This is a genomic window from Brevibacillus sedimenti (genome assembly GCF_020923495.1).
In the GTDB taxonomy this organism is placed as follows: domain Bacteria; phylum Bacillota; class Bacilli; order Brevibacillales; family Brevibacillaceae; genus Brevibacillus; species Brevibacillus aydinogluensis.
The window spans coordinates 755,819-781,871 of the sequence record NZ_CP064048.1; the positions used below are offsets into that span (position 1 = coordinate 755,819).

Sequence of the window (26,053 nt, forward strand, 5' to 3'; positions counted from 1 at the left end):
TGCCGTTCCGCTCACACTGCCTTTCCCTGTCGGCCGTGTCCCCGGCATTGGAGCGCTTTTTTCTTACAAGTTCTCCACCGCCTCGCCGATCACCTCGATCACCCGGTTCACTTCTTCCTCAGTTGTGACAAACGAGGGCAGCAGGCGGACGACCTGAGGACCGGCCAGCAGGACGAGTACGCCTTTTTCGCGGGCGTAATCGACGATGGACGACGCCGGCACCGTCACTTCCACGCCCAAGAGCAGTCCTTTGCCGCGCACGGCCAATACTTTGCCGGGATATTCTGCCCGCAATTTTTCCAGTCCGCTTACCAGATGCCGATGCAGGATGCCTACGCGGTTCAGCACGTTCTCCTCTTCCATCGTCTCCAGCGTGGCGATGGCAGCGGTCATCGCCAGCGGGTTGCCGCCAAATGTGGTGCCGTGGGTGCCGGGGGCAAACGCCTCGGCCGCCGCTTCGGTCGCCACCACCGCGCCGATCGGGAACCCATTGCCCAGCGCTTTGGCCAGCGAGATCACGTCCGGCTTGATCCCGTACTGCTGGAAGGCAAACCAGGTGCCCGTGCGTCCAATGCCGGTCTGGATTTCATCGATCAGCAGCAGCAGACCGTGTTCGTCGCACAGTTGGCGCAATCCCTTTACAAACGGCTCCTCTGCCGGATGTACGCCCCCTTCCCCCTGCACCAGTTCGAGCATGATGGCGCAGGTCTTCTCCGTAACGGCGGCGCGCACCGCTTCCAAATCGTTGTAGGGCACGGTGACAAACCCGTCCGGCAGGGGGCCGAATCCGTCTTTCACCTTGTCCTGCCCCGTGGCTGTCAGGGTAGCCAGCGTTCGCCCGTGGAACGACTGCTGAAACGTAATGATCTCATATCGTCCGGTGCCTTGCACTTTTTGGGCGTAACGCCGGGCCAGCTTGATCATTCCCTCGTTGGCTTCCGCGCCGCTGTTGCAGAAAAACGCGCGGTCGAGGCCGGACAGGCCGCACAGCTTCTGTGCCAGCACCTCCTGCTGGGGAACGTGCATCAGATTGGAGCAGTGCCACAACGTGTCCAGCTGTTCGTGCAGCCGTTTCGTCACTTTGGGGTGTACGTGTCCCAGCGAGGTGACGGCGATTCCCGAGACAAAGTCGAGATACTCGTTGCCCTGATCGTCCCAAACGCGGTTTCCCTCTCCCTTGACCAGCCGGATCGGCCATTTTGAATAAGTATTCATCAAATGCATAGGGGCAGCCATTGTGCTCATGTTACAATGCCTCCTTGTTTACGCTCCTTGATAGGGGGGAGTGCTGTACGCGGTGTCCACATTACGCGCCTTTGGGGACGCCTGCCTGGATCACGGTTCCCGCCGATTGCCCGGCGCATACCGACCGCAATTCCTCCGCCGTTCCCCGGCAGATGACGACCCGGGGCACGCCTTGCGAGAGGGCGTCCAGCGCGGCCTGTACTTTCGGAATCATCCCGCCGGTAATCACCCCGTCGGCAATCATCTGGCCGATCTCTTCCGCGTCCGTCTGTGCCACCAGCGTCTTGGTGCCGTCCTGACCGGGGCGCAGGATGCCCGGCACGTCGGTCACCATTACCAGACGCTCCGCCGCCAGGGCGGCAGCGATCGCCCCCGCCGCCACGTCTGCATTTACGTTGTACGTCTCCGCGCCGTCTGCGCTTACGGCCAGCGGCGCAATCACCGGCACGTAGCCGCGTTGGAGGATGGCGGTCGGAATGGATGTGTCCACCCCTTTCACCTCGCCGACCTGGCCAAGCGGTTTTGCCGTCCGCTCTGCCGTCAGCATTGCGCCGTCAATCCCGCTGACGCCCCACGCCCTGGCTCCCGCCTGCGTCAGCCTGCGAACCAGCCGCTTGTTGATCTGTCCGCACAATACCATCTCCACCACCTGCAGCGTCTCTTCGCAGGTGACGCGCAATCCGTCCACAAACGCGGGCGTAATGGACAGTTTCTCCAGCATGCCGTTGATTGCCGGACCGCCGCCGTGCACGATCACAATCTGCCGTCCGGCCTGCTGCAGTTCGGCGATCGCCTGGAAAAACGCGTCGGGCAGCTGATCCATGGTGCTGCCTCCGCACTTGATGACCACTGCGTCTTGCATGTCACATCCTCCTCTACGGAAACAGCGGCACCAGCGGCAATCCTGTCGCCTCCGGCCAGCCGAACATCAGGTTCATGTTTTGGACTGCCTGACCTGCCGCTCCTTTGACCATGTTGTCGATCACGGAAAGCACGATGACCCGCCCCGTCCGCTCATCCACATGGACGGAGATATCGCAATAGTTCGAACCGTACACCTCTTTGGTCCGCGGATGGCTCCCCGGTTTTCGCAGCCTTACAAATGGCTTGCCTTCATACGCCGACCGGTAGAGCTGATGCACCTCGTCTGTTGTCACCGCCCGCTCCAACTGGCCGTAGGCAGTGACGAGTATTCCCCGCGTCATCGGCACCAGATGGGGCGTAAACTGGACCACATGCTCCACGCCGCCCTTTTTGCTCAACTCTTGTTCAATCTCCGGCGTGTGCTGATGCTGGGCCACCTTGTACGCATGAATGCTGTCGTTGATCTCGCTGAAATGAACGCCCAGGGAGACGCCGCGACCTGCTCCCGACACCCCTGACTTGGCATCTACAATCCAACTGCGGGGGTTGACCCAGCCGCTTTGTGCCAACGGAATCAGCGCCAAGAGCGCCGCCGTCGGATAGCAGCCCGGATTGGCCACCAACTGTGCGCCGGCCACCTGCGCCGCGTTCCACTCCGCCAGGCCGTACACCGCCCGATCCAGCCACTCACCGGGAGCGGGCTCTCGTTTGTACCACTGCCGGTACACCTTCCCGCTCTCCAGGCGAAAATCGCCCGACAAATCGATCACCCTGGCGCCGCGCTTGAGCAGTTCCGGCGACAGTTCCGCGCTGACGCCGGCCGGCGTGGCCAGAAACACCACGTCGTTTGCGGCGCTCATTTGCTCCGCGTCTATCGCCGACAGCTGGGGCAAGGAAACATGCTGCACATGGGGAAGAACGCTGTCCAGCGCTTCTCCCTCCGCCGAACTGGAATACAGATTAGCCACCTGCACGTGGGGATGGCCGGCAAGCAGACGGATCAACTCCACCCCGCTGTAACCGGTCGCCCCGACAATCCCGACCCGAATCATGGTTCTCTCCCTCTTTTGCATTTTTATACATGAATCATAATAAAAATTCAATCGAATGGCAACCCTTCTCCCCAAAAATCAAGCCCCTGCTTGCAGCTTCCGCCTTCTGCCCCGCAGCCGACGCTCCTTGTATCCGTTGTCAAAAAAGAAAACGCCCGGCGATTTGCCGGACGCTTTACGTACCTGCTATTTCTTGTCGGCCAGCCAGGACGCGACGTTTTCAGCATCATCGTTCTTGACCAGTCCGCCTGGCATGCCGCCCTTCCCGTTCTTGAGGATTTCCAGGATTTGTTCCCGGGTGTATTTGCCGCCTACCTGTGTCAGGTTGGGGCCGACTGCCCCCTCAAGATTTTGACCGTGGCAGCTTGCACAGTTGTTTTTATACAACGTTTCAGCTGCCGCAGCATCGTAATTGCCCGATGGAGCGGGTGATTCCGTATCGGGTTGCTGCCCGGCGGGCGGTTCTGCTTGATTGCCGCCAGAAGCACAGGCACCTGCGAAGAATACGAGCGCGATGAAAAGGATGGCAAACGGGAAACGCTTCATGCTGTTCCCTCCTTTGTATGAGTATTCTTCGCTAAGTATTCCTCCGCTCGAAACAAATCATTCTTCCGCTCCGGAGAATCCGTCTAGGTCAGCGGAAATTCCAGCGGGCTCCACTCCCGCAGTTCCAGCGTTCGGGCGCCCTCCTTCACGACCGGATCGGCTTCTGCCAGGAGGCGCGCTTCCTCGGGCGATTCCGCTTTGTAGATGACCATTCCGCCTCGCTTGTCCGTAAACGGTCCGGCCATGACCACTTTCCCCTGCTTGTACAGGTCATTGAGGTAGCTCAGGTGGGCCGGGCGAAACTTGGTGTTCAATTCCTGGTCAACAATCGTCAGTATGGCAACGTACAGCATGACGTCCTCTCCTTTGACAAACAGTATGTTACTGGAAGTATAGCACAATTTCGACAACTGATTCGATCGTTTCGTCCAACTGCCCCAGACACAAATCAGGCTCTCGCCGATGCTCCGTCGCCTAGACCTTGTGGTCAAACGAGGAGAGATCAGCGAGAGCCTGTGTTTTCTAGGATTCATCCGTGTTTGCGACGGCAGAACCGATTACCGCCGTACCGGACAGTCCGTTATTGATTAGCATACCGCCGCTTGCCGCCTATCGCTTGATTTGCGAACGCAGATAGGCGTCGATAAACGGATCAATCTCCCCGTCCATTACCGCCTGTACATTGCCGACCTCCACGTTGGTGCGGTGGTCTTTCACCAGGCTGTACGGGTGGAAGACGTACGAACGGATCTGGCTTCCCCAGGCGATGTCTTTCTGCTCGCCCTGGATGGCCTGCAGCGTTTTTTCCTGCTCTTCCCGCTTCAGCTCAAACAGACGGGCTGCCAGCATTTTCATCGCTCGTTCCCGGTTTTTGATCTGGGAACGCTCCGACTGGCAGGTGACGACGATCCCCGTCGGCAGGTGCGTGATGCGAACGGCGGAATCAGTCGTGTTGATGTGCTGACCGCCGGCGCCGCTGGAGCGGTAGGTATCGATTTTCAAGTCCTCGGAACGAATCTCCACATCGGTGTCTTCTTCAATCTCCGGCAGCACGTTGCAGGAGACAAACGAGGTGTGGCGTCGGCCCGAGGCGTCAAACGGGGAAATCCGCACGAGGCGGTGCACCCCTTTTTCCGATTTCAGGTAACCGTAGGCGTTGTGCCCCTTGATCAGCAGGGTGACGCTCTTGATGCCGGCCTCGTCGCCCGGCAGGTAGTCCAGCGTCTCCACCTTGAACCCTTTGGACTCCGCCCAGCGAGTGTACATGCGCAGCAGCATCGACGCCCAATCCTGGGACTCGGTGCCGCCCGCGCCCGGGTGCAGTTCCAGAATCGCGTTGTTCTTGTCGTATTGGTCGCTGAGCAGCAGCTCCAGCTCAAAGCTCTCAAATTCTTTTTTCAGCGCCTGGACACTCTCGTACAAGTCCTGGATCATCGATTCGTCGCCTTCTTCGATGACCAGTTCCAGCATTACCTGCAGGTCCTCGTACTGGGCGTCCAGTTTGGCCATGGTTTCCACCAGGCCTTTGAGCGCATTCAATTCGCTGATGGTTTTTTGTGCGGCCTCGTTGTTATCCCAGAAGTCGGGAGCGAGCATCCGCTCTTCCAGTTCGCCGATACGTTCCTGTTTCGCAGGGAGGTCAAAGAGACCCCCTGATATCCGCTAATCGCTTAGCCATGCTGGACATCTCTTGCTTGACGTCCGCAATATCAATCAATGCCATGTGCGAATCACCTTCTCTTCCTTGTGCTATGTTACATTGTACCGCAAATTGGCGGATTCGCAACCGGACAGCATCGATTCGGGCACAGCAGAAGCATCAGCACAGCGTTAGCGGCTCAGACGCAGGTGGGGAGGGTGCCGATCGGATGTCCTGCGGTGTGTTTCCCATGTCCCCTGCATATGCCTGTACGAGCACTTCTCCAATGAACGGCACCGCCCACCTGGCCGCTGCTTCCTGGTGGAGTTCCGCCTGTGGCGCTTGTCTTCCTGCAACCTCACTCCCCGCTGCACCGCTGTGTCGGTCGTGCGTCCCGATTCGGGCGACACCCGCTCCGTCCGGTATGACGCATCCGGCCGGCGCCGCTTTTGACCAATTGGGCTCGGGAATTTCTCGCGTCAGCCTTTCATCGAGATAGACGACGTCCCTCGCGGCAAACACCACCTCCAGCTCTCTCTCGCCCTCGTCGGGTTCCGGCTTGTCCATATGTATCGGCCGGTCGGCAAGCAAATAGGCCGGTTTCTGCTGGTGACCTGCCTGTACCGCATCCAGCGTGGCCGCAATACGCTCCAACATTAATTTTGCTTGTATGCCCATCACGTTACTCGACGTTCTCATGGTTCATTCCCCCGCCTCTCGTGTGATTGATTTCCAGTGCAAGTTGGTGTACTTACGATTGTATTCATTTTGCCTGGTTTTTCCACGAGAATCGTTCGATGCCTTTTTCCAGTGTTAGACAAAACCGCCAAGTCTCTTCCGCCAGTCGCACCAAAAACGGGCGAATGCTGTCTAGCCTAAGGGAGACGGGGAGAAAAAAAACTGCTCCTCCCGACACGGGAAGAGCAGTTTTGCAAGCTGCGTACTTTATAGGTTTTTAATGGCCTCGCTTCATCTGGCGGCGGCGCTCCTGTTCTTCCGCGCGGCGCTGGGCGCGGTTTTTCGGTTCCGCCTCACTCGCGGGGCGCTCCGATGGACCGGACGTTTGCAGCTGGGCCGGATCGACCGCCTGGCCGCGCACCACTTCCTGACGCTCCAGATTTTGGCTGACCTCCGCCTTCATGATGTACATCGCCACTTCTTCCTCGATGGCGGCAATCATGTTCTGGAACATCTGGTATCCTTCAAACTGGTACTCGCGTAGCGGATCGTTTTGGCCGTACGCGCGCAGGTGAATGCCCTGACGCAGCTGCTCCATCGCGTCGATGTGGTCCATCCACTTGCTGTCCACGGCACGCAGCACGACCACTTTCTCAAACTCGTTCATCAACTCGCCGATTTCCGCTTTGCGCTTCTCAAACTGCTTCGCCACTTCTTCTTTCAACAGCTCGGCAATTTCCTCGGCCTCTTTGCCCTTCAGCATGGAGACAATAATCGTCTCGTTGTGCAGGAAGGTGTTGTTGGCCACTTCAACCAGTCCTTGCAGGTTCCAGTCTTCGGGCACCTCTTCCTGCGGGCAGTAGGCCTCCACGTTGCGGTCGACGACGCTGTAAATCATCTTGAGCACAACTTCGTCCAGATTGTCCTGCTCCAGGATCTCACGGCGCTGCTTGTAGATGACGGCGCGCTGCTGGTTCATCACGTCGTCGTACTGGAGCACCACTTTCCGCGCGTCGAAGTTGGCCCCCTCCACCCGTTTCTGGGCGGACTCGACGGCACGCGTCACCAGACGGCTCTCGATCGGCATGTCTTCCTCCATGCCGAGGCGTTCCATCATGTTCATGATGTTGTCCGCACCAAAGCGGCGCATCAGCTCATCCTGCAGGGAGAGGAAGAACTGGGAGGAACCCGGGTCCCCCTGACGACCGGCACGGCCGCGCAACTGGTTGTCAATCCGACGGCTCTCATGCCGCTCGGTGCCGATGATGTGCAGGCCGCCCAGCTCCGCCACGCCTTCACCCAACTGGATGTCGGTACCGCGGCCCGCCATGTTGGTGGCGATGGTGACAGCACCGTACTGGCCGGCACGGGCGACGATCTCCGCCTCGCGAGCGTGGTGCTTGGCGTTCAGGACGTTGTGCGGCACGCCTTTTTGCTTCAGCATTTGCGAAAGGCGCTCCGAGTTTTCGATCGAGATGGTCCCGACAAGCACGGGCTGCCCCTTCTTGTGCCGCTCGACGATGTCGTTGACGACGGCGCGGTACTTGGCCGCTTCCGTTTTGTAGATCAGGTCGGGCAGGTCTTTGCGGATGACCGGCTTGTTGGTCGGAATTACCACGACGTCCAGACCGTAAATTTTCTTGAACTCTTCTTCCTCTGTCTTGGCCGTACCGGTCATGCCGGACAGCTTCTCGTACATCCGGAAGTAGTTTTGCAGCGTGATCGTCGCCAGCGTCATGCTTTCGCTCTGGACGCGCAGTCCTTCCTTCGCCTCGATCGCCTGGTGCAGACCATCGCTGTAGCGGCGGCCCACCATCAGACGGCCGGTGAATTCGTCGACGATCACCACTTCGCCGTCCTGCACCACGTAATCCACGTCCCGTTTGAACAGGACTTGCGCTTTGAGCGCAATGTTGATATGGTGGTTCAGGGTCATGTGGGCGGTGTCGTACAGGTTCTCGATGTTGAACGCCTGCTCCACCTTGGCCACACCCTCGTCGGTCAGGGTGACGATTTTCAGCTTTTCATCAACGGTGAAGTCCTTTTCCGGCTCCAGCCGCTTTACAAAATGAGCACAGATGTAGTACAGCTCCGTGGAACGGTTGGCCGCCCCGGAGATGATCAGCGGCGTCCGCGCTTCGTCGATGAGGATGCTGTCCACCTCGTCGATGATGGCAAAGAACAGAGGGCGCTGCACCATTTGTTCCTTGTAGAGCACCATGTTGTCACGCAGGTAGTCAAAGCCGAATTCATTGTTGGTGCCGTACGTGATGTCGCAGTTGTAGGCGGCCCGTTTTTCCTCGGCGCTCATCCCGGCCTTGTTCAAACCGACGGACAAACCGAGGAAGTTGTACAGCTTGCCCATGATGGTCGCATCGCGCTCCGCCAGGTATTCGTTGACGGTAACCACGTGCACGCCCTTGCCCAGGAGCGCGTTCAGGTACGTCGCCAGCGTCGCCACGAGCGTCTTCCCTTCACCGGTCTTCATCTCGGCGATGCGGCCTTCCTGCAGCACCATACCGCCGATCAACTGTACGTCAAAATGGCGCATGCCGAGAACGCGCTTGGAGGCCTCACGCACCACGGCAAACGCTTCGTTGAGTATATCGTCCAGCGTCTCTCCTTGAGCCAGGCGGTTTTTGAACTCCGTCGTCTTCTCCCGCAGTTGCTCGTCGGTCAACGCCGAAATGCTCGGTTCCAGCGCGTTGATCTTTTCCACGCGTTTAAACATCTTTTTGATTTCGCGTTCGTTGCTGTCGCCAAATATCTTCTTTACGAGTCCTAACATAAGGACACCCCTTCCTAATGGCAAAGCTACTTCCAATACCTTTCTTGTGCAGCCATATCCAGGTCCCTGCAGGGGAGTCTTCTCCCACACGTTCCTAGCGAAAAAAGAATTTCTACTATTTATGTTCTCTAAAAAGCTATTTTATCAAATTACAACATGTGGATACAAGTAAAGGGGAGTTGCCAGAAGAAAGCAACTCCCCTTGGAGTTTATTTTTTGTCTCGTCATTTCGGCTCGATCAGCCCGTAGCGTCCGTCGTTGCGGCGGTACACCACGTTGACGTTATTGGTCTCACTGTTTTGAAAGACGAAAAAGTTGTGACCCAGCATATCCATTTGCAGGACCGCTTCATACGCATCCATCGGTTTCAAATCAAACCGTTTGGTGCGAACGATGTCGATCTCCACGTCATCTTCTTCGTCCTCAGTCAAGACAGCGATGGATTCATTATCACGAAGGAGGGCTTTATTATTGGTATCAACGCGCAGCTTACGCATCAGTTTGGTTTTATGTTTACGGATTTGACGTTCCAGCTTTTCGGCCACCAGGTCGATGGCAGCGTACATGTCTTCATGGGTTTCTTCCGCCCGGATAATCACTCCGCCCAGCGGAATGGTTACCTCGATGGTGGCTTCGTTCCGCAGTACCCTCAAGGTGACTTGCGCTTCAGCAGGCTGCAGAGTTTCAAAGTATTTTTCAAGACGGCCGACTTTCTTTACCACATACTCACGAAGTGCTGCGGTGACTTCCATGTTTTCTCCACGAATATTAAATTTCATGGTTCCAACCTCCTTCCGTCTTTACCTATGTTTATTCCGTACACATCGATAAAATCCTCCCTGCCGGCTTCAAAAAACCTTTACAAATCTTTTACATTACGACAAACCCCGACAAAGTTTTCTTCCAACAATTTCTAATAAGAAGGACGAACCGATGCGCCCGCTGGTCCGCCGCGGCGACGACTATCTCGATCTGCGGCAGCACCGCACCCTGCACATACAGTCCATTATCGCGTAACAATAAATAATCCCCCTGTCCTTGAACCAGGGGGATTCGCTTTCCCGTCAGGTAAGCGTTTGCAATTGGCGATTAGCGCTTCACAACGTTAGCCGCCTGCGGGCCGCGGTCGCCGTCAACGATGTCAAACTCGACGGACTCGCCTTCTTCCAGCGTCCGGAAACCGTCAGCTTGGATCGCCGTGTAATGCACGAATACGTCGCCGCCGTCCTCCCGCTCAATAAATCCGTACCCCTTTTCTGCGTTGAACCACTTTACCTTGCCATGCATCGAATAAAACAACCCTTTCTGTTGTAAAAACTTGGGATTGGCCATCCCTTGTGAATGACTATATCACCCGGAGAGACCAGAGTCAAATTCCCCCTTATTTGGGGGAATATTTCTTCTCCAGTCCCCTCACGACGACCCGCGACAGGAACAGGGTGAGCACCAGGTACACAGCCGCCTCCGTCAGGTACGGGGGATACCGCTCAAAAGTGTTTTTGGCCACGTTCATCGCCGCGTAGTTGAGCTCCGGGGTGGCGATGACCGCCGTCAGCGAAGAATCCTTCAACAGGGCGATAAACTCGTTGCCCAGCGCCGGCAGCATGCGGGTAAACGCCTGCGGAATGATGATCAGCCGCATCGCCATGCCCTTGGTCATGCCGAGCGAACGGGCCGCTTCCATCTGCCCCGGATCAATGGACTGAATGCCCGCGCGGAAAATTTCCGCGATATAGGCGGCGGCGTTCAGAGACAGGGCGATAAAGCCGGAGTAGATCGCTTCCGGGCTGCTTTCTCCCGGAAAAAAGGCTTCCCAGATTGAAGGAATGACGGCAAAGTGGATCAACAGGATCTGCACCAGCATCGGTGTGCCGCGAAACACCTCCACGTAAACCGCACTGGGAATGCGCAGCAGCCTGTTTTTCGACAGCTTCCCCAGACAGAGAAACAGTCCCAGCAAGGTCCCGACCACCGTCGCGACGGTGGTGAGCAGGATGGTGTTCACGATCCCGCGCAGAAACAGCTCCCGGTACTCGTAGATGACACTCCAATCCAGAGGGATTCCTCCTTTCACATGATGCGTTCCGCCGGATGGAAACAGCAACGGGTACGCCAGTGGACGACGTACCCGGCCGGTTGCGCTGTTTACTCGTTACCGAAGTACTGGTTGTAGATTTCCTGCAATTTTCCGTTTTCCTTAATCTTTTTCAGGCCCTCGTTGATCTTGTTCAACAGCTCTGTATTGCCCTTTTTCACAATGATGCCGTAATACTCTTTTTCAAAGGAATCGTCCTTGATCATCTTGAACTTCTTGTCCTTGAATTTCTTGACGTAGTACTTGATCATGCCGTCGTCGCCCACTACGGCGTCGACCCGTCCGTTGTAAAAGTCGTCGATCGCGGACGGCATGTCGTCGTAGCCTTTCAGCCCTTCATAGGTGTTTCCGAACGCCTTTTGCACGACAAATTCGCCCGTCGTCGCCGCCTGCACGCCGATCTTCTTGCCTTTCAGGTCGGCCAGCTTGGTAACCGGAGAGTTCTCCGGCACGAGAATCAGCTGGTTGGCTTCAAAATAGGGTTCAGAAAAATCGTACTTTTGTTTGCGGTCTTCGCGAATCGTGATCGACGAAATCCCGATGTCCACGGTCCCCCTGTCCAGTCCGTCAAAGAGCGGGTCCCATCCTGTGTTTTTCCATTCGATCTTGAATCCGGCGGCTTCCGCGATGGCATTCATCACGTCAATGTCGTGACCGCTAATCTTGTCCGCCTCCATCATTTGAAACGGCGGATACGCTGCGTCGGTACCGACCACATACACTTTTTCCGACGCACCGCCGCCCCCCGAGGAACTGCTACCGCTTGCAGCCTGCTTGTCACCCGCACCACAGGCAGTTACCAAGAGACCGACCCCAACCGTCAGCATCAACGACAACAACCATTTGCTTCCGCGTCTCATGTTTGAATAACCCCCTCGTCTGTATCTCTCTGCCTTGTTTTTCCCCAGCGCTGTCCACACCGAGATAACGGTCACTTCGCGTTCTCCACAAAGTTGTCCACATTATCCACAGACGGTTGTGCACAAGCTGGGAATAACTCCCCCCGCCCCGCGTCCCTGCTGCCCTCGGTGCCTGGGACAGGAAAAACGAGGTTCGTTTTTTAAGAAATCCGAAAAATGAAAAAAGGATTCCTGTCAGAGATAGTTCTCTCTGACTATACGGGAATCCTTCCGAAAAAAGCATTTTTATTGACAGAAAAATTTGAACTGTTATTCCTTTTCGACCAGGATGAGCAAATCCACGCCGCGGTTGCGAGAGCCGTTCCCTGTGTCGGTCGTGTCCACCTGCGCGGCGAGTTCCTCCCACCCCGCCACGGAAAAGCGGGAGGCCGGCAGATCGTGGGACTCCACCAGTTCACGCATCACGGCCAGCGCCCGCGCCGACGACACCTCCCAGTCGGAGCGGTACGGGCTTGAGGCGACAGGGAGATCGTCCGTGCAGCTTTCGATCCGGACGCGGTACGAATAGTGGCGCAAGACTTGGGCCACGACGTCCACCATTTGTCTTCCCTCGTCCATCAGCTCGGCGGAGCCGCGGCCGAACAAGCTCGTTTCCGGCAGGCGCACTCGCAGCCCGTCCCCGGTCTCTGTGAAATCGACTTGCTTCCCCCGCAGCGCGGAGGCGAGCTGCGTACGGATGCGCTCCATGTCACGCTTGGCCGCATCGGCTGCCGCTGACGTCGCATCCGGGCGGGGAGGGCTCTCTTCCGCGCTCTTCCCCTCCACTGCAGCTGCCAACGCTTCCCGCCTGGCTTCCAGTTGGTGAATCTCCCGCTCCAGCTCCAGCTTTTGCAGATTCAGCAGGTCGAGGCTTTCGTGCACCTGTTTCAAGCTGGCCTGCTGCCGCTCCACTTCGTCCATCTGCACCTTGATCTTGGCCGCGTGGGCCGCCGCGATGATCACGACGATCACAAACAGCAGGGTAAACAAGTCGCTGTAGCTGATCAGCCAGCTCTTTTCCAGTTCCTTTTCGTCGTACAGCCGGTCGTCATGCATGGCGATCCTGCCTTTCGATCGTTCCTCTGACGCTGCCCGGCTGCTTGATCAGCACCAGCTTGCGGTCCCCGGGCAGGAACGAATTCAGTTTTTCAAACAGCAGACGCGGCGTCTCCATCCGCTGTAGCCCGACGCACCCTTCGATGTACAGCCGCTTTTCGAACATCTCCTGGTCGTGGATGTCCATCAGCCGGTAGTAGCACGGCAAGGCAATCAGGTTGGCCAGCAGCGCCCCGTACAGCGTCGCCACCACCGCCGAGCTGAGACTGTACCCGGTCGTGGTAAAGTCGGAAAGCGTCTTCAGCACCCCCGTCATCCCCACAAGCGTTCCCACCAGTCCCATGCCCGGCGCCAGCAGACTGATCAATCGGAAGAAGCCCGCCGCCTGCTGGTACCGATACTGTTCCCCTTTCAGCTCGTTTTCCAGTATCATGCGCAGTTCATCCTCCGGCACGCCTTCAATCGCCAGCAAGCTGCCGCGGCGGACGAACGCATCCTGCTCGTTCTCCAGTTCTTTTTCCAACGCCAGATGCCCCCGTTCCTTCTGCACCAAGGCATAGTAGTAGAATCGTTTGATCGTCTCTTCCACGTTTCCCTCCCGGCCATGCATCAGAAGCCGGATCAAGGAGCGCAGTTCCAGGTGCCTGCGCTTGATCGCATAGGCGATCAGCACGGCCAGCGCCACCAGCTCAATCGCCGTCATGTTCAGCAGATCGGCTGCGCTGCCGTTGAGGTAGATCGCGTGCACAAACATAAGCAAGACTGCTCCCACCAGCAGGAGCGAGCGATGTTTTGTCGACAAGAGGTGTCACCATCCCGTTGAAGTAGTTCTGTTACGTGTATCGGTTAATCGCCCGTGGTTGATGAATGATAGTGAAGCGATGGGTACGTGCGAGATGCTTTTTTTCTAATCCGACGCAAGCAAAATGCCGATACCTGAAATAGTTCCCCATGTTTGTCCCATGAACCTGTACGGAAGAAGGTGACCGATCGTGAACATGGTCCAATTGAAGCAAGCCATAGCCATCAGTCTGACGAAACAGGTGCAGTCCACCGCCCAGGCGCTGGCGTCTACAATGTTGGAGGACTTTGCCAAAACCCAGCAAACCATCCAGCAGGCGGCACAAGCTCCGCATCCATCGCTGGGAAAAGTGCTTGACGTACGGGTTTAACCCGGGACATGGCAGGCTGTCGGACAGCCTGCTTGTTTTTTGTATACACGGAAAAAAGGCCGCTGATCAACAGTCAGCAGCCTTTTCCATCTACCATTTGCTTTAGTCTTTTGTATCAAGGGTTATAAATCGAAAAGCCGAAGTGATAAACATCACGGTCACTTACATTCTCTATTTTTCTGGCCAACGATGGTTGGGCAGCGTCGTATATGCCCTCATAGAATTCAATATTTACAATGTCGTAGTAATGTGTTGCCAGCGGCAAATAGTAGACGTGCTCTCCTTTTGCAGCCGGCAAGATCATCTGAAAGGCGAAGCGCCCGTTGTCGTCCGTGATGAACTCCATCTGTTTGACGGCTTCCGAATTGAGATGGCCAAGGAAACGGAAGGTCATCTTTTCATGGGGCAGCGGATTTCCGCTGTGGTCTGTAACAGTGCCTTCAAACGTTACCGGAACAAAATCATCCACCCGCCACTTGTCCCCGTAGCCATAGTTGATCGGGCCTCCCCCGCTTGGAGTAATGACATTGGTGATCTGAACGCTGCCTACATCTGCAGGCGTGTCCACGCGGTCATTTGGATCTGGCGTGCTGCGATACGTAAATGCGGATTTCAGTGTGTAGAATTGCCCATCCGGGTTGACAACCGTGATATCAACCGTACCCTCTGTATTTGCCACAGGAGCTTTTACTTTTACGTAACCGTCCGTATAGTAAGCCAGAATATCTGCCTGGATATCCCCGAAGAATACCTTGACATCCGGCTGCAGATATGCTCCCAGTACATATACCTCTTTTTCCTCTGTCAACAATCCACTGGATGGTGTCACACTTTTTACCTGTGGGGCAGAATCGGCCAAATAGGTATAGGCAGCGGTTAATGTTGCTTCTTTTCCGTCCGGATTTACTACTTTTACGTCAACGGTTCCTGGAGCATCGCCCGGCGGTGCTTTCACGTTTATTCGCTTGGTCCCGTAATAGGTGCTGAGTTGGGCTTCCTTCCCTCCCATGTATACTTTCAAACCTTCGACAAAGTCTTTCCCGTCAATGTAAATGAGTTCGCCACCCTCAAGCTTTCCGCTCGTGGGGTAAATCTTGGTGATCGCCGGTATCATCTCCGGCGGTGCCTGGTAGGTGTAAGCATTGGCCAACACCGCTTCTTTTCCGTCCGGATTTACCACTTTTACGTCAACGGTTCCCGGAGCATCTCCCGGCGGTGCCTTCACGTTGATTCGTTTCGGCCCGTAATAGGTGTATAATTGGGCTTCCTTCCCTCCCATGTATACTTTCAACCCTTCGACAAAGTCTTTTCCGTCGATGTAAATGAGTTCGCCACCCTCAAGCTTCCCGCTCGTCGGGGTAATCTTGGTGATCGCCGGTATCATCTCCGGCGGTGCTTGATAGGTATAAGCATTGGAAAGCACCGCTTCTTTTCCGTCCGGGTTCACCACTTTTACGTCAACGGTTCCCGGTGCATCTCCCGGCGGTGCCTTCACGTTTATTCGGGTCTTCCCGTAATAGGTGTTGAGTTGGGCTTCTTTCCCTCCCATGTATACTTTCAAACCTTCGACAAAGTCTTTTCCGTCGATGTAAATGAGTTCGCCACCCTCAAGCTTCCCGCTCGTCGGGGTAATCTTGGTGATCGCTGGTATCATCTCCGGCGGTGCCTGATAGGTATAAGCATTGGCCAACACCGCTTCTTTTCCGTCCGGGTTCACCACTTTTACGTCGACCGTTCCCGGTGCATCTCCCGGCGGTGCCTTCACGTTTATTCGGGTCTTCCCGTAATAGGTGTTGAGTTGGGCTTCCTTCCCTCCCATGTATACTTTCAAACCTTCGACAAAATCTTTCCCGTCAATGTAAATGAGTTCGCCACCCTCAAGCTTTCCGCTTGTCGGGTAAATCTTGGTGATCGCCGGTATCATCTCTGGCGGTGCCTGATAAGTGTAAGCATTGGACAGCACTGCCTCTGTTCCGTCCGGATTTACCACTTTTACGTCGACCGTTCCCGGTGCATCTCCCGGCGGCGCTTTCACGTTTATTCGCTTGGTTCCGTAATAGGTGTATAATTGGGCTTCCTTCCCTCCCATGTATACTTTCAATCCTTCGACAAAGTTGTTACCGTCAATGTAAATGAGTTCGCCACCCTCAAGCTTTCCGCTCGTCGGGTAAATTTTTGTAATCGAAGGAGCATCTGCCGCGTGTACTTGAAAAGATCCTACACCCGACAAAAGAAAAACTAAAATTAGAACAAGGAGTACCGAGATGTTTTTGGAAAGTGATCCATACATTTGCTTCATTTTTACACTCCTTCCAGAATGGTGATATATATAATTATCGGAACGATTATCATGGATTGTTACTGATACCACTTCATCAAATTTAATCCAATCGAGTAGGAGGGGGTGGTTAACCCCCGTCCTCTCACACCACCGTACGTACCGACCGGTATACGGCGGTTCACCAAGCTTGACGAAGTGTGAAATATCGCTGTATCAAACTCATCAGCCCTTGTTGTTGCCAGTAGGCAATACCAAGGGCTTTGTGCATGTGCGGGGATTTTGTTGTCCGCCACGCCCCCTTTCGGGTGTTTGCGATTTCCAGTGCTCTGTTGTGAGAAAATCCAAGCGAACGAAGTTCGCGGTACCTCGTACGAACTCGTTTCCACTGCGTCCATAGACAGAGCCGGAGCCTTCGGCGAATCCATTCCTCTATTCGCAGAAGATGGGTTTTCGCCTCGGCCAGCGCAAAATACCCGATCCATCCCATGAGGTATTGGTTGAGTTTTTGAATCCTCTCCTGCATGGCCATGCTTCGATGTGGGTTGGTTAATTGGCGAATTCGTCCTTTTAACCGGGTGATCGATTTGGGATGCAGACGTATCCGCGCTTCCTTTCCCGGAATAAAGCTAAAGCCGAGGAACTTCCGGTTGCACGGGCGGTCCACCGCACTTTTCTGTTGATTTACCTTGAGTTTGAGAACCCTGGTCAAGTATCGCTCCACACTTGCCTTTACACGTTCACCCGCACGTTTGGAGCGGACGTAGATGTTGCAGTCGTCCGCATAGCGGCAGAAACGGTGTCCCCTTTTCTCCAACTCCTTGTCCAGGTCGTCTAGCAGAATGTTGGCCAACAGCGGACTTAAGGGGCCACCTTGCGGCGTGCCCTCTTCCGTCGTGACACACACTCCGTTGACCATGACTCCGGATTGCAGATAAGCGCGAATTAGTTTAAGAAGGCGCTTGTCCTTCACCTTGCGGGCAACCCGGCTCATTAGGATATCATGGTTGACCCGGTCGAAGAACTTCTCCAAGTCGATGTCGACCACATACCGGAATCCTTCGTTGATGTACTGTTGTGCTTTCCGCACAGCACTGTGAGCACGGCGGCCTGGACGGAACCCGAAGCTGGAGTCGGAGAACTCTGGGTCGAATATGGGAGTCAATACCTGCAGGATGGCCTGCTGGATGAAGCGATCTACCACGGTAGGGATGCCTAGCAATCGTATTCCCCCGTCAGGTTTCGGGATTTCGACCCTGCGGACAGGAGACGGCTTGTAGGTTCCCTTCTCGATTTGCGACCGGATGGTCGCCCAGTGCTGACGAAGGTAGTCGCGCAGTTGTTCGGTTGAAACACCGTCGATTCCCGCAGCACCTCTGTTGGCCTCCACTCGTTTGAGAGCGGCCATGAGGTTGTCCCGTGACAGCACTTTCTCCAGCATGCCCCTGACGATACTCCTCTCTTCGCACACATGTTGCTAAGCTTGCCGTACGATGCTCAGCCCTTCTCTGTACCCTCGGGGCTTCACCCCTACTATTCAGAGGAAGTTCCATTTCGGAATTCTGCTTCGACGCACCGTATCGAAAGGGATTAGAACATGTGTTGACTTGATGTTCGGCCCTTCCTCCTTCGAGCGTCCTCTATCGGAGTACTATGGCCTCTGCTGACTTCTGCATGTTCAGCGCCCCCTCGCGGAGACGGTTGCCAACGGTAGTAGGCGTATCATGCAGACCTCCCCGGGTAAGGACGGTAACTTTCGTCCCATGTACCTGCCCAATTTACTGCTGCACTCCTTGGCTGTATGGGGCTTCACCTTGTTCGGCAGGCTCGCCCGAGTACAACAGCCTCAAATTGGGTTCGTGTACCTCAGGTCAGGACTTTGCCGCCGGCTTCCTTCAGATTCCGCCTCACGGCGGACACCCTTGCCTTAAGCTAACGGTTGGTACAGCCAACCCCCGTTCGGGACTTTCACCCTATAGCTACCGCCCATGCCGGGCGCACCAAAAAAGAAGCAGCTGACTCAACTCAGCTGCTTCTCACATAGAAACTTGTTCCAATGGACATTATTTGTACTCAAAAAGTATAGTGTTACTTTCTTGTCCATCTGGATTCACAATTTTTACATCTACTGGACCGGCGACACTGGCAGAGGGAGATTTCACCCATAGGCGAGTGCTATTGTAGAACGTAGCTACCTGTGCCTCAGCGTCTCCAAAATACACCTTTAATCCTTGAACGAAATCTGAACCGTCAATATATACGTTTGTTCCTCCCGTTAACGGACCGCTTTTGGGAGTGATATTGGTGATAGTTGGTGCCTTGGGAGGTGGCGGGGCAATATAGGTAAACCCTTGAACCTTAACACCCTCTAAGCCATCTGGATTAACAACCTTTACATCTACAGGACCGCCTGTGCTAACCGCAGGCGACTTCACCCAAAGTCGTGTACTATTGTAATAGGTGGCTACTTGAGCTTCTGTGTCACCAAAATACACCTTTACCCCTTGAGCAAAATCCGTTCCATCAATGTAAACATTTGTTCCCCCGGCTATCGGACCACTAGCCGGTGTAATATTGGTAATTGTTGGGGCCTTGGGGGGTGGTGGGGCAATATACGTGAAGCCTTTTGTTTTTACTCCCTCGGTTCCTTCTGGGTTAACAATTCTCACATCAACTGGGCCATCGACACCCGAAGCAGGAGATTTAACCCAAATACGGGTGCTATTGTAAAAGGCAGCCACTTGAGCCTCAGCTTCGCCAAAATACACCTTTAATCCTTGGACAAAATTTGCTCCATCAATATATACGTTCGTTCCACCGGCTACTGGACCACTATTGGGCGAGATCGACGTAATTTGTGGAACTGGTACTAGATAGGTAAACCCTTGAACCTTAACACCCTCTAATCCATCTGGATTAACAACCTTTACATCTACAGGACCGCCTGTGCTTACCGCAGGCGACTTCACCCAAAGTCGCGTACTATTGTAGAAAGTAGCTACCTGTGCCTCAGCGTCTCCAAAATACACCTTCAATCCTTGGACGAAATCTGAACCGTCAATATATACGTTTGTTCCTCCCGTTAACGGACCGCTGATTGGTGTGATATTTGTAATAGTTGGTGCCTTTGGTGGCGGCGGTGCTAGATACGTAAAGCCCTCTGTTTTTATCGTCTCTTGGCCATCCGGATTCACAATTTTTACATCTACTGGGCCGTCAACATTGGCTGCCGGTGATTTTACCCAAATACGAGTACTATTGTAGAAGGTGGCTACTTGTGCTTCAGCTTCACCAAAGTACACCTTCAACCCTTGTACAAAATCAGTCCCGTCGATATAGACGTTTGTTCCCCCAGCCATGGGGCCACTGCTTGGACTGATGTTTGTAATGACCGGTGGTTTCGTCGGCGGCGGTGCTAGATACGTAAAGCCCTCTGTTTTTATCGTCTCTTGGCCATCCGGATTCACAATTTTTACATCTACTGGGCCGTCAACATTGGCTGCCGGTGATTTTACCCAAATACGAGTACTATTGTAGAAGGTGGCTACTTGTGCTTCAGCTTCACCAAAGTACACCTTCAACCCTTGTACAAAATCAGTCCCGTCGATATAGACGTTTGTTCCCCCAGCCATGGGGCCGCTGCTTGGACTGATATTTGTAATGCTGGGGGGAGGTGCCGGGAGATTTTCCAAGTATGTGTAGCCCTGCGGTTTGATTGCTTCCTGATTATCTGGATTTACCACTCTTACATCAACATCTCCAACCGTTGACGACGCAGGTGCAACAACATTTAATTGAGAACTAGAGAAAAATCTTACTTCTGCTTGATTAACTCCAAAGTAAACCTTTACTCCATTTTGGAAGTTATTACCTTTAATAGATACTATCTCTCCTCCCTTCACTAAACCACTGTTTGGTGTAACTGATGTTATCTCAGGAGCAGGCAATTTAGGATCAGGTTTGTACGTATAGCCATCAGCAACCGTTACAGATTTCCCATCAGGATTTACAACTTTTACATCAACCGGGCCAGCAGAATCTCCAGCTGGCGCTTTTACTGCTACTCGCTGGTCAGAGTAATAGGTGACAAGCTCAGCTGCTTTTTCACCGAAATACACCTTCACAGCAGGATCAAATTTTTTTCCTTGAAGATAAATCAATTCCCCGCCTGAAAGTTTACCGGTATTTGGGGTAATTTCTGAAACAGTCAATTCTTCTACCGGAGGAGCATTATAGGTATACCCTCCTGCCACAGTAATCGTAGTTCCATCTGGATTCGTCAAAACCACATCAACAGGACCAGGGACCTCTCCTGCCGGTGCAATCACTCTAAAATAGGTCGAGTCAGTGTAAACCGCTACAGGAGCCTCTTTTTCCCCGAATTTTACGGATAGACCTTGCATGAAGTAATTACCTTTAAAGTAGACTGTGTTTCCCCCTGCCAACGGACCGTTGTTGGGTTGAATTGAAGTAATTACAGGATCGGCCTTGTATCTATATTCTGCAGTTGCCTTCTGATGATCCGGATTTGTAACAGTTATAGTTACTTTACCTTGATTACCGGCAGGTACTGTAGCTGTTATCTCGTTTTTGCTGATGACTTGTACATCAGATGCTGCATTTAATCCAAATTTAACCGTTGCGCCGGGTCTAAATTTATCACCCCGGATGGTTACTTTACCCCCACCATCTACATGGCCTTCGCTTGGTTCTACGGCTGTAATGACCGGAGCTGGATAAATTACCTGTAAATCTTTATATGGTACAGCCTTACTCCTATTTCCACCTGCATAATCTTTATAAGTGATAACCGAACCGGACGAGGTTATTGGCAGAATTCCAGTTTTTTCCGGGTCTTTCGGTTTTATTTTATATTTGAAGGTGAGAGTGTTGTTCTTTAATTCCGCAAATTTCCAAATCAATGTGTTACCATTTACCTCAGGCTTTGGAATATTATTGTCATACGAGCCTGGAACAATTGTGAAGTCAGGTGAAACATTGTCAATAACCGTTACGTCATAAGCAGAGGCAAAACCGATTTCCTTTACGATTGCTGCGTAAATTTCTTTCAAACCTTGAGATCCCAGAACAAAATGATGATGATCTGCCGTTGTTGCCATTTCTTTTAACAGAAGATTAGGCCCACTTGTATCTGGATTGTCCGTAGACTTTAATAGAGCAATCGTGTAAAATACGATTCCCGCATCTTTAGCAGCTTGTGCTCTTTCCTTGGCATAACCATACGGATTTCCAGTTGGTTCAGTAGCATCCCCATCTGTCATAATGACGATAACTGGTCGTGCCTCGGGTCGATGGTTCTCCAGCATAGCAATTGCTTTGTCAATAGCGTCACCAGTAGCTGTTGCACCATTAGCGGTTATTGTGTCCACATAGTTTTTAGCTTGAGTTGCATCAGTAGTTAGATCAAAAGTTCGGGTCAAATTGGTAGAACTAAAATCTACAATTCCTACTCGATGCTTTGAAAAATCCATTAGATCAATAAAACCTTTTGCTGCTTCTTTTGCAGCTGTAATCTTGTCTTCACCATTGTTGGATTCAGGCCTCATACTGCCTGATTTGTCGATTATTAAGACAACATCATTTGGTACCACAATATTTTCCGGTGGCGTACCTTTGATGCTTAGTGTAACTTCTGCTTCTTCCTCAGTGGTGATAGTGGTCGGGTCCACACTCTTTGTTACCGACATGTAATCATTAACGGCAGCATGGAGTGTTGGAACCTGGCATCCAAGGAAAACCAGAAGCAGAGTCAATAAGTAGATTGAACTCTTCCTGATTACCTCCATTTTTTCTCCTCCTTGAATTGATATAAAAACAACAGCTATCGCCGCTGTTTTTTCGTGAAAAGTCCTTTCTCTGTGTCAAATGACTTCTATTTGTTATATCGGAGGTACATCTCTATTTTTTTATAAAACTTGATCTTACTGTATTCCTTACAAATGAAAAGGCCCAATAAAGGGCCTTTCATTTCTTCGTGTCAAAAAATGCTCCATATCCTGTAGGTCCGGAACTGTAACTATACCTGTCACCAGCAACCCTTAATTGGTTGATTTTAAGTAGGTTCGTCTGAAGTTCCTCTTGTTTTTCTTTTATAACCGAAATCACCTGATTGTCCAAAACATACGCCTCTTGAATATACTTAAGCGGACGGGGCCCAATGGTTTCACCTTTTAAAAGCCACGCGTTAATATCGTTCATGAGTTGCTGCCTTTGTTCCAACATATTGATCCATTCATTGGGGTCCGACTCTTCTTGTTTAACTGTGTTTGCTAGTTTGAGCGTAACTTTTAAGAGTTCCTCCGCCAATGTTTCCATTGGAGTAGTCATACGACTTCACGTCCTGCTATTTTTTTTAGTTATCGCAATGGCTTCTCTCCAAGTGTCACGAAATTGCACAAAAAAATCCTCTACCTCATTTAATATCAAAATGTCTTTTTTTACGTTCGCAGTTATTAATTGACGAAGCATATAATCATACATTACCCGAAATTGTTTTGCGATTGGGTAAGTATCATTTAAAGTACCAATCAATTCACACAAAATATTTTGGACTTTAATACAATATTTATTCACCTTTTCGTAATCTTTTGTTTCTATCCCCAATTTCGCTTGCTTAATAAAGGTGATCGCCCCGTTGTAAAGCAAAAGTGTCAATTCCTCCGGAGAAGCGGTTGTGATTTGATTTGTTTGGTAAGTCTGCGCAACATTTTGTAACACTGTGCCCCCCTCCTACTGTTGACCACCTAACAGATTAACAAACCAATTCCCTTGAGACTGATATTGAGCTAATGCTTTCTCCATTGCAGTGAACTTTTTCCAATATCGGTCTTCGATGGCTTTTAGTCTCTCCTCCCAATGATCGATATCTCTATTAATTTTATCAATGCTGTTCCCGATTACACTGTTATCAATAGGTTGGGTCCCGCTACCCGCCTTATTACTTAATAATTTTATTGTTTTGTCCAGCTCATCGTATATACGTTGAGCCAAACCAGTCTCTTTCGGATCCTTTGTGCTGCTATACTGGCTGAAAAGTTGAACCACCTTGTCACCATTCTCGCTGATAGCTCGCCGCAGTTTCGCTTCATCAATATACAGTTTGCCTTTCTCAAGATAGGCAAATTTACCGTTAGCCGCACCTGAAATACCAATTTCGCTCAGCGTATCAAAGGCCGAGTCTGCTCCCTTTAATGGCTCTGAAAGAGCGAAACGTAATGCATCCAAGCCGCTTGACAGAATTGGATCACGCTGGAGTATACCGCTTTTCGCCATTTCCTCCAATTTTTTTGCTGTTTCCTCAGGTAATTGTTCCTTTTCTTCATCAAGTAACGGTTCGTATCCTTTGTACTTTTTTTCTGTAAGTTTTGCATTAACTTTACTAATTAACTCGTTATATTTGTCTACAAAACTTTTAATGGTATTGAATATTGCATCCTCGTCATTCTTCACTGCGACACTTAATGCATTCGACGTTACTTGTTTAAGATTAAACTCAATACCGTCATAGGTAAAAGTATTACTGGAAACAGTATGCACCACACCGTTAATTTCTACGATTGCAGGAGAACCTGGCTGCCCGCTGGTGGAACTTGTGACTGTACCACTATTTCCCATTCCTAATAAGGAACCGTCCCCACTTGTTACGGTAACGTCAAAAATTGAACCATCGTTCGCTGTGAAAACGATCTTGTTATTAAAATATGTGGCTTTGATTCCCGTTGCAGACTGATTTACTTTTGATATTATACTATCAATGGAATCCGTTGACTCTACATTAATAGTTACGGGAGAACCGGCACCTGTATCTATTTCAAAAGTAAAATTTGCACCGATTGACGCAGACGAATTAGAAATCGAGTTGTCTACGGAAAACTCAGCAGATGGTGGAACAGCCGGTTTAGCCAACTGAGTTACCTTAACGGTATAATTATTAAGCTTAGGTGAGCCTTTAATATTGACTGAAACTGCAGCTTCATTTTCTGATACTGCCTTCTTTTTTTCCAAATTGCTTGAAAAACGAAGAGCGTCAAGTGATTTTTGGAAGTTTAACAAAAGAGAATTTATTTCGCGATAGCTGTCCCGCTTCCATTCCTCCAGTTGCTTCTTTCTCTTTAATCGATTGAGTGGTTCTCTTTCTACTTTCATTAAGTCCCTTATAATTTTCTCGGTATCAAGTCCTGAAGCCATCCCACTGAATCGGATCGGATTAATCATTCTACAATCCTCCTACCTTTTTTCATCCACCAAAAGACCGATCATTTCGTGGATTTTTGCAACCAAATCTAAGATTTTTTTTGAGGGTACCTCACGTACGACTTCTTGTGTTTGGTCATCAATGATCTGAACGTAATACTCATTCAACTCTTCGTGTAGCGTAAATTTAAGATGTGTGTTACTTGTCTGCAGAAATTTATTAAGATTTCCAATTTCTTTTTCCAATTGTTCACGTGACCTTGTTGTATTCCCATCCACAGTAATTTCATACCGGTGACTTACTTCCAGGCTTTGTCCCGTTTCAACAACCTTAGGTGGAATTTTATTTGTATAACTAACAGAACTAATCTCCATGATCTTACACCCCCTAAAAGTTTACTCATTGTATGTATCGGCACCTCGGCAACAAAAATTGATATTTTTCAGGACGTTGATTTTGACAGTAGTTCCAACCGATGCGCAGCTGGGGCATAACCAAGCGCAGCAGCTTCGGCATAATAACTTGCCGCTTTTTCATTCAACCCGAATACTTCGTATACAACTCCCAAATTGTAAGCTGCCAAAAAACTTCCAACTCCCAGAACACTGTCAGATCTCTTTGTATCTCCTAATTGCAAACATGTAAGAAATGAGTGTTCGATCCAGTCAATCATTTCAAGTCGTCCGGCAATATCTTTTTGAATATAATCCATATAAAATAAACCTGTTACGAAATGATAGTCAGGATAGTCCCGAAGAAATTCCTTTTCGTTGCGAATAATCTCTATACCATCTTCAAGGTTGCCGTTAGCCATAATGTTGTAGAGGTAATCAACAACCAAAACGGGGGCAAATCCTTCTTCTCGTGTAAAACGGGCATACGCTCTGGCAAAATATTTATCTGCAGTTTCGTAATCCTTTTTATTTTTATAATTGATTGCTATATGATAAAGAATATAGGGATCGTCAGGATGTTCTTCCAATTCTTTTAGTAATAGGGGTAAATTACGATCGGTTTTATCTGTCAAATAATATCCATCATGATAAACCTCAATACCTGTCCGGATATGAGGTAAGTCTGAAACAACCTGCTCATGAATCCTGCCACGGTAATAAGATCCTCTAGGAAGCAAGCGGGAAGCAAAATGACGTGTATAACGCACTTCGTTGTTTTCTTCATATTTACTTACAATAGAGATTCGGCCAATTGCCATATAATTGTTTATAAATTTTTGTAAGTGAACCTTACATTCTCCTGTAATGTACTCATCTGCGTCAAGTATTAAATTCCACTCTCCTTGAGATTTATCTAGGGCAAAATTTCGTGCTTCAGAAAAACTGTCATTCCAAACAAAGTCATAAACCTTCGCCCCAAACTTCTTAGCAATTTCTTTAGTACCGTCAGTTGATCCTGTATCAACGATTACGATCTCATTAACCAAGTCTTTTGCGCTATTTAAACAACGAGCCAATTTATTCGCCTCATTTTTAACTATCATGACAAGACTCACAGTGGTCACATGTTAC

At 51.5% G+C, this 26,053-nt stretch carries 23 protein-coding genes; 1 reads left to right on the forward strand and 22 read right to left on the reverse strand.

Annotation, left to right across the window (positions count from 1 at the left end):
* Window positions 1-63: 63 nt before the first annotated feature.
* The 14 genes from IRT44_RS03605 to IRT44_RS03670 form a co-directional block, all read right to left on the reverse strand.
* A complete protein-coding gene (locus tag IRT44_RS03605; RefSeq protein ID WP_171567274.1) occupies window positions 64-1,245 on the reverse strand; it encodes an aspartate aminotransferase family protein in 1,182 nt (393 codons plus the stop codon).
* Between the two features lie 61 nt (window positions 1,246-1,306).
* A complete protein-coding gene (gene argB, locus IRT44_RS03610) occupies window positions 1,307-2,107 on the reverse strand; it encodes an acetylglutamate kinase (protein WP_212133382.1) in 801 nt (266 codons plus the stop codon).
* 13 nt (window positions 2,108-2,120) lie between these two features.
* Entirely contained in the window at window positions 2,121-3,161 is a 1,041-nt protein-coding gene (gene argC, locus IRT44_RS03615) for an N-acetyl-gamma-glutamyl-phosphate reductase (protein ID WP_230077461.1), read from the reverse strand.
* A 186-nt stretch (window positions 3,162-3,347) separates the two neighbouring features.
* Window positions 3,348-3,707, reverse strand: a complete 360-nt coding sequence (gene cccB / locus IRT44_RS03620; RefSeq protein ID WP_171567271.1) for a cytochrome c551 — start codon at window positions 3,705-3,707, stop codon at window positions 3,348-3,350.
* Window positions 3,708-3,790: 83 nt separating this feature from the next.
* Window positions 3,791-4,060, reverse strand: a complete 270-nt coding sequence (locus IRT44_RS03625; protein WP_171567270.1) for a YciI family protein — start codon at window positions 4,058-4,060, stop codon at window positions 3,791-3,793.
* Between the two features lie 256 nt (window positions 4,061-4,316).
* Window positions 4,317-5,430, reverse strand: a protein-coding gene (gene prfB / locus IRT44_RS03630) for a peptide chain release factor 2 (RefSeq protein WP_212133381.1) whose coding sequence is annotated in 2 segments (ribosomal slippage) — window positions 4,317-5,348 and window positions 5,350-5,430 — 1,113 coding nt in all. Because the reading frame shifts where the segments join, the coding sequence is not laid out codon by codon here.
* Between the two features lie 96 nt (window positions 5,431-5,526).
* Window positions 5,527-6,045: a hypothetical protein gene (locus IRT44_RS03635; RefSeq protein ID WP_171567268.1), complete on the reverse strand. Its 519-nt coding sequence runs from the start codon at window positions 6,043-6,045 to the stop codon at window positions 5,527-5,529.
* A 256-nt stretch (window positions 6,046-6,301) separates the two neighbouring features.
* Window positions 6,302-8,812, reverse strand: a complete 2,511-nt coding sequence (gene secA2 / locus IRT44_RS03640) for an accessory Sec system translocase SecA2 (protein WP_230077462.1) — start codon at window positions 8,810-8,812, stop codon at window positions 6,302-6,304.
* A gap of 224 nt (window positions 8,813-9,036) precedes the next feature.
* Window positions 9,037-9,591, reverse strand: a complete 555-nt coding sequence (gene hpf / locus IRT44_RS03645; RefSeq protein WP_230077463.1) for a ribosome hibernation-promoting factor, HPF/YfiA family — start codon at window positions 9,589-9,591, stop codon at window positions 9,037-9,039.
* Window positions 9,592-9,901: 310 nt separating this feature from the next.
* Window positions 9,902-10,099, reverse strand: a complete 198-nt coding sequence (locus IRT44_RS03650; protein ID WP_171567265.1) for a cold shock domain-containing protein — start codon at window positions 10,097-10,099, stop codon at window positions 9,902-9,904.
* Between the two features lie 94 nt (window positions 10,100-10,193).
* A complete protein-coding gene (locus tag IRT44_RS03655) occupies window positions 10,194-10,868 on the reverse strand; it encodes an amino acid ABC transporter permease (RefSeq protein WP_212133415.1) in 675 nt (224 codons plus the stop codon).
* Between the two features lie 89 nt (window positions 10,869-10,957).
* On the reverse strand, window positions 10,958-11,767 hold the full coding sequence (locus tag IRT44_RS03660; RefSeq protein WP_212133379.1) for a basic amino acid ABC transporter substrate-binding protein: 810 nt from the start codon (window positions 11,765-11,767) through the stop codon (window positions 10,958-10,960).
* Window positions 11,768-12,076: 309 nt separating this feature from the next.
* Window positions 12,077-12,862: an OmpA/MotB family protein gene (locus IRT44_RS03665; RefSeq protein ID WP_230077464.1), complete on the reverse strand. Its 786-nt coding sequence runs from the start codon at window positions 12,860-12,862 to the stop codon at window positions 12,077-12,079.
* Complete coding sequence (locus tag IRT44_RS03670) at window positions 12,855-13,664, reverse strand: motility protein A (RefSeq protein ID WP_171567262.1); 810 nt, start codon at window positions 13,662-13,664, stop codon at window positions 12,855-12,857. The genes IRT44_RS03665 and IRT44_RS03670 overlap by 8 nt, the downstream gene beginning before the upstream one ends.
* Before the next feature lie 190 nt (window positions 13,665-13,854).
* Between IRT44_RS03670 and IRT44_RS03675 the strand changes: the two genes are divergently transcribed.
* Window positions 13,855-14,034, forward strand: a complete 180-nt coding sequence (locus IRT44_RS03675; RefSeq protein ID WP_171567261.1) for a hypothetical protein — start codon at window positions 13,855-13,857, stop codon at window positions 14,032-14,034.
* Between the two features lie 115 nt (window positions 14,035-14,149).
* Here the strand turns inward: IRT44_RS03675 and IRT44_RS03680 are convergent, their stop codons facing one another.
* The 8 genes from IRT44_RS03680 to IRT44_RS03715 all read right to left on the reverse strand — a co-directional run bounded on the left by IRT44_RS03680 (window position 14,150) and on the right by IRT44_RS03715 (window position 26,046).
* Window positions 14,150-16,333, reverse strand: a complete 2,184-nt coding sequence (locus IRT44_RS03680; protein ID WP_171567260.1) for an IPT/TIG domain-containing protein — start codon at window positions 16,331-16,333, stop codon at window positions 14,150-14,152.
* Between the two features lie 160 nt (window positions 16,334-16,493).
* Window positions 16,494-17,753: a group II intron reverse transcriptase/maturase gene (ltrA, locus tag IRT44_RS03685; protein WP_230077222.1), complete on the reverse strand. Its 1,260-nt coding sequence runs from the start codon at window positions 17,751-17,753 to the stop codon at window positions 16,494-16,496.
* A 622-nt stretch (window positions 17,754-18,375) separates the two neighbouring features.
* Entirely contained in the window at window positions 18,376-22,119 is a 3,744-nt protein-coding gene (locus IRT44_RS03690) for an IPT/TIG domain-containing protein (protein ID WP_230077465.1), read from the reverse strand.
* 178 nt (window positions 22,120-22,297) lie between these two features.
* A complete protein-coding gene (locus tag IRT44_RS03695; RefSeq protein ID WP_230077466.1) occupies window positions 22,298-22,660 on the reverse strand; it encodes a hypothetical protein in 363 nt (120 codons plus the stop codon).
* A gap of 6 nt (window positions 22,661-22,666) precedes the next feature.
* On the reverse strand, window positions 22,667-23,050 hold the full coding sequence (fliS, locus tag IRT44_RS03700) for a flagellar export chaperone FliS (RefSeq protein ID WP_230077467.1): 384 nt from the start codon (window positions 23,048-23,050) through the stop codon (window positions 22,667-22,669).
* 12 nt (window positions 23,051-23,062) lie between these two features.
* Window positions 23,063-24,547, reverse strand: coding sequence for a flagellar filament capping protein FliD (gene fliD / locus IRT44_RS03705; RefSeq protein ID WP_230077468.1), 1,485 nt, complete (start codon window positions 24,545-24,547; stop codon window positions 23,063-23,065).
* A gap of 12 nt (window positions 24,548-24,559) precedes the next feature.
* Window positions 24,560-24,901, reverse strand: a complete 342-nt coding sequence (gene flaG, locus IRT44_RS03710; RefSeq protein ID WP_230077469.1) for a flagellar protein FlaG — start codon at window positions 24,899-24,901, stop codon at window positions 24,560-24,562.
* 68 nt (window positions 24,902-24,969) lie between these two features.
* Window positions 24,970-26,046: a glycosyltransferase family 2 protein gene (locus IRT44_RS03715; protein ID WP_230077470.1), complete on the reverse strand. Its 1,077-nt coding sequence runs from the start codon at window positions 26,044-26,046 to the stop codon at window positions 24,970-24,972.
* Window positions 26,047-26,053: the final 7 nt, after the last annotated feature.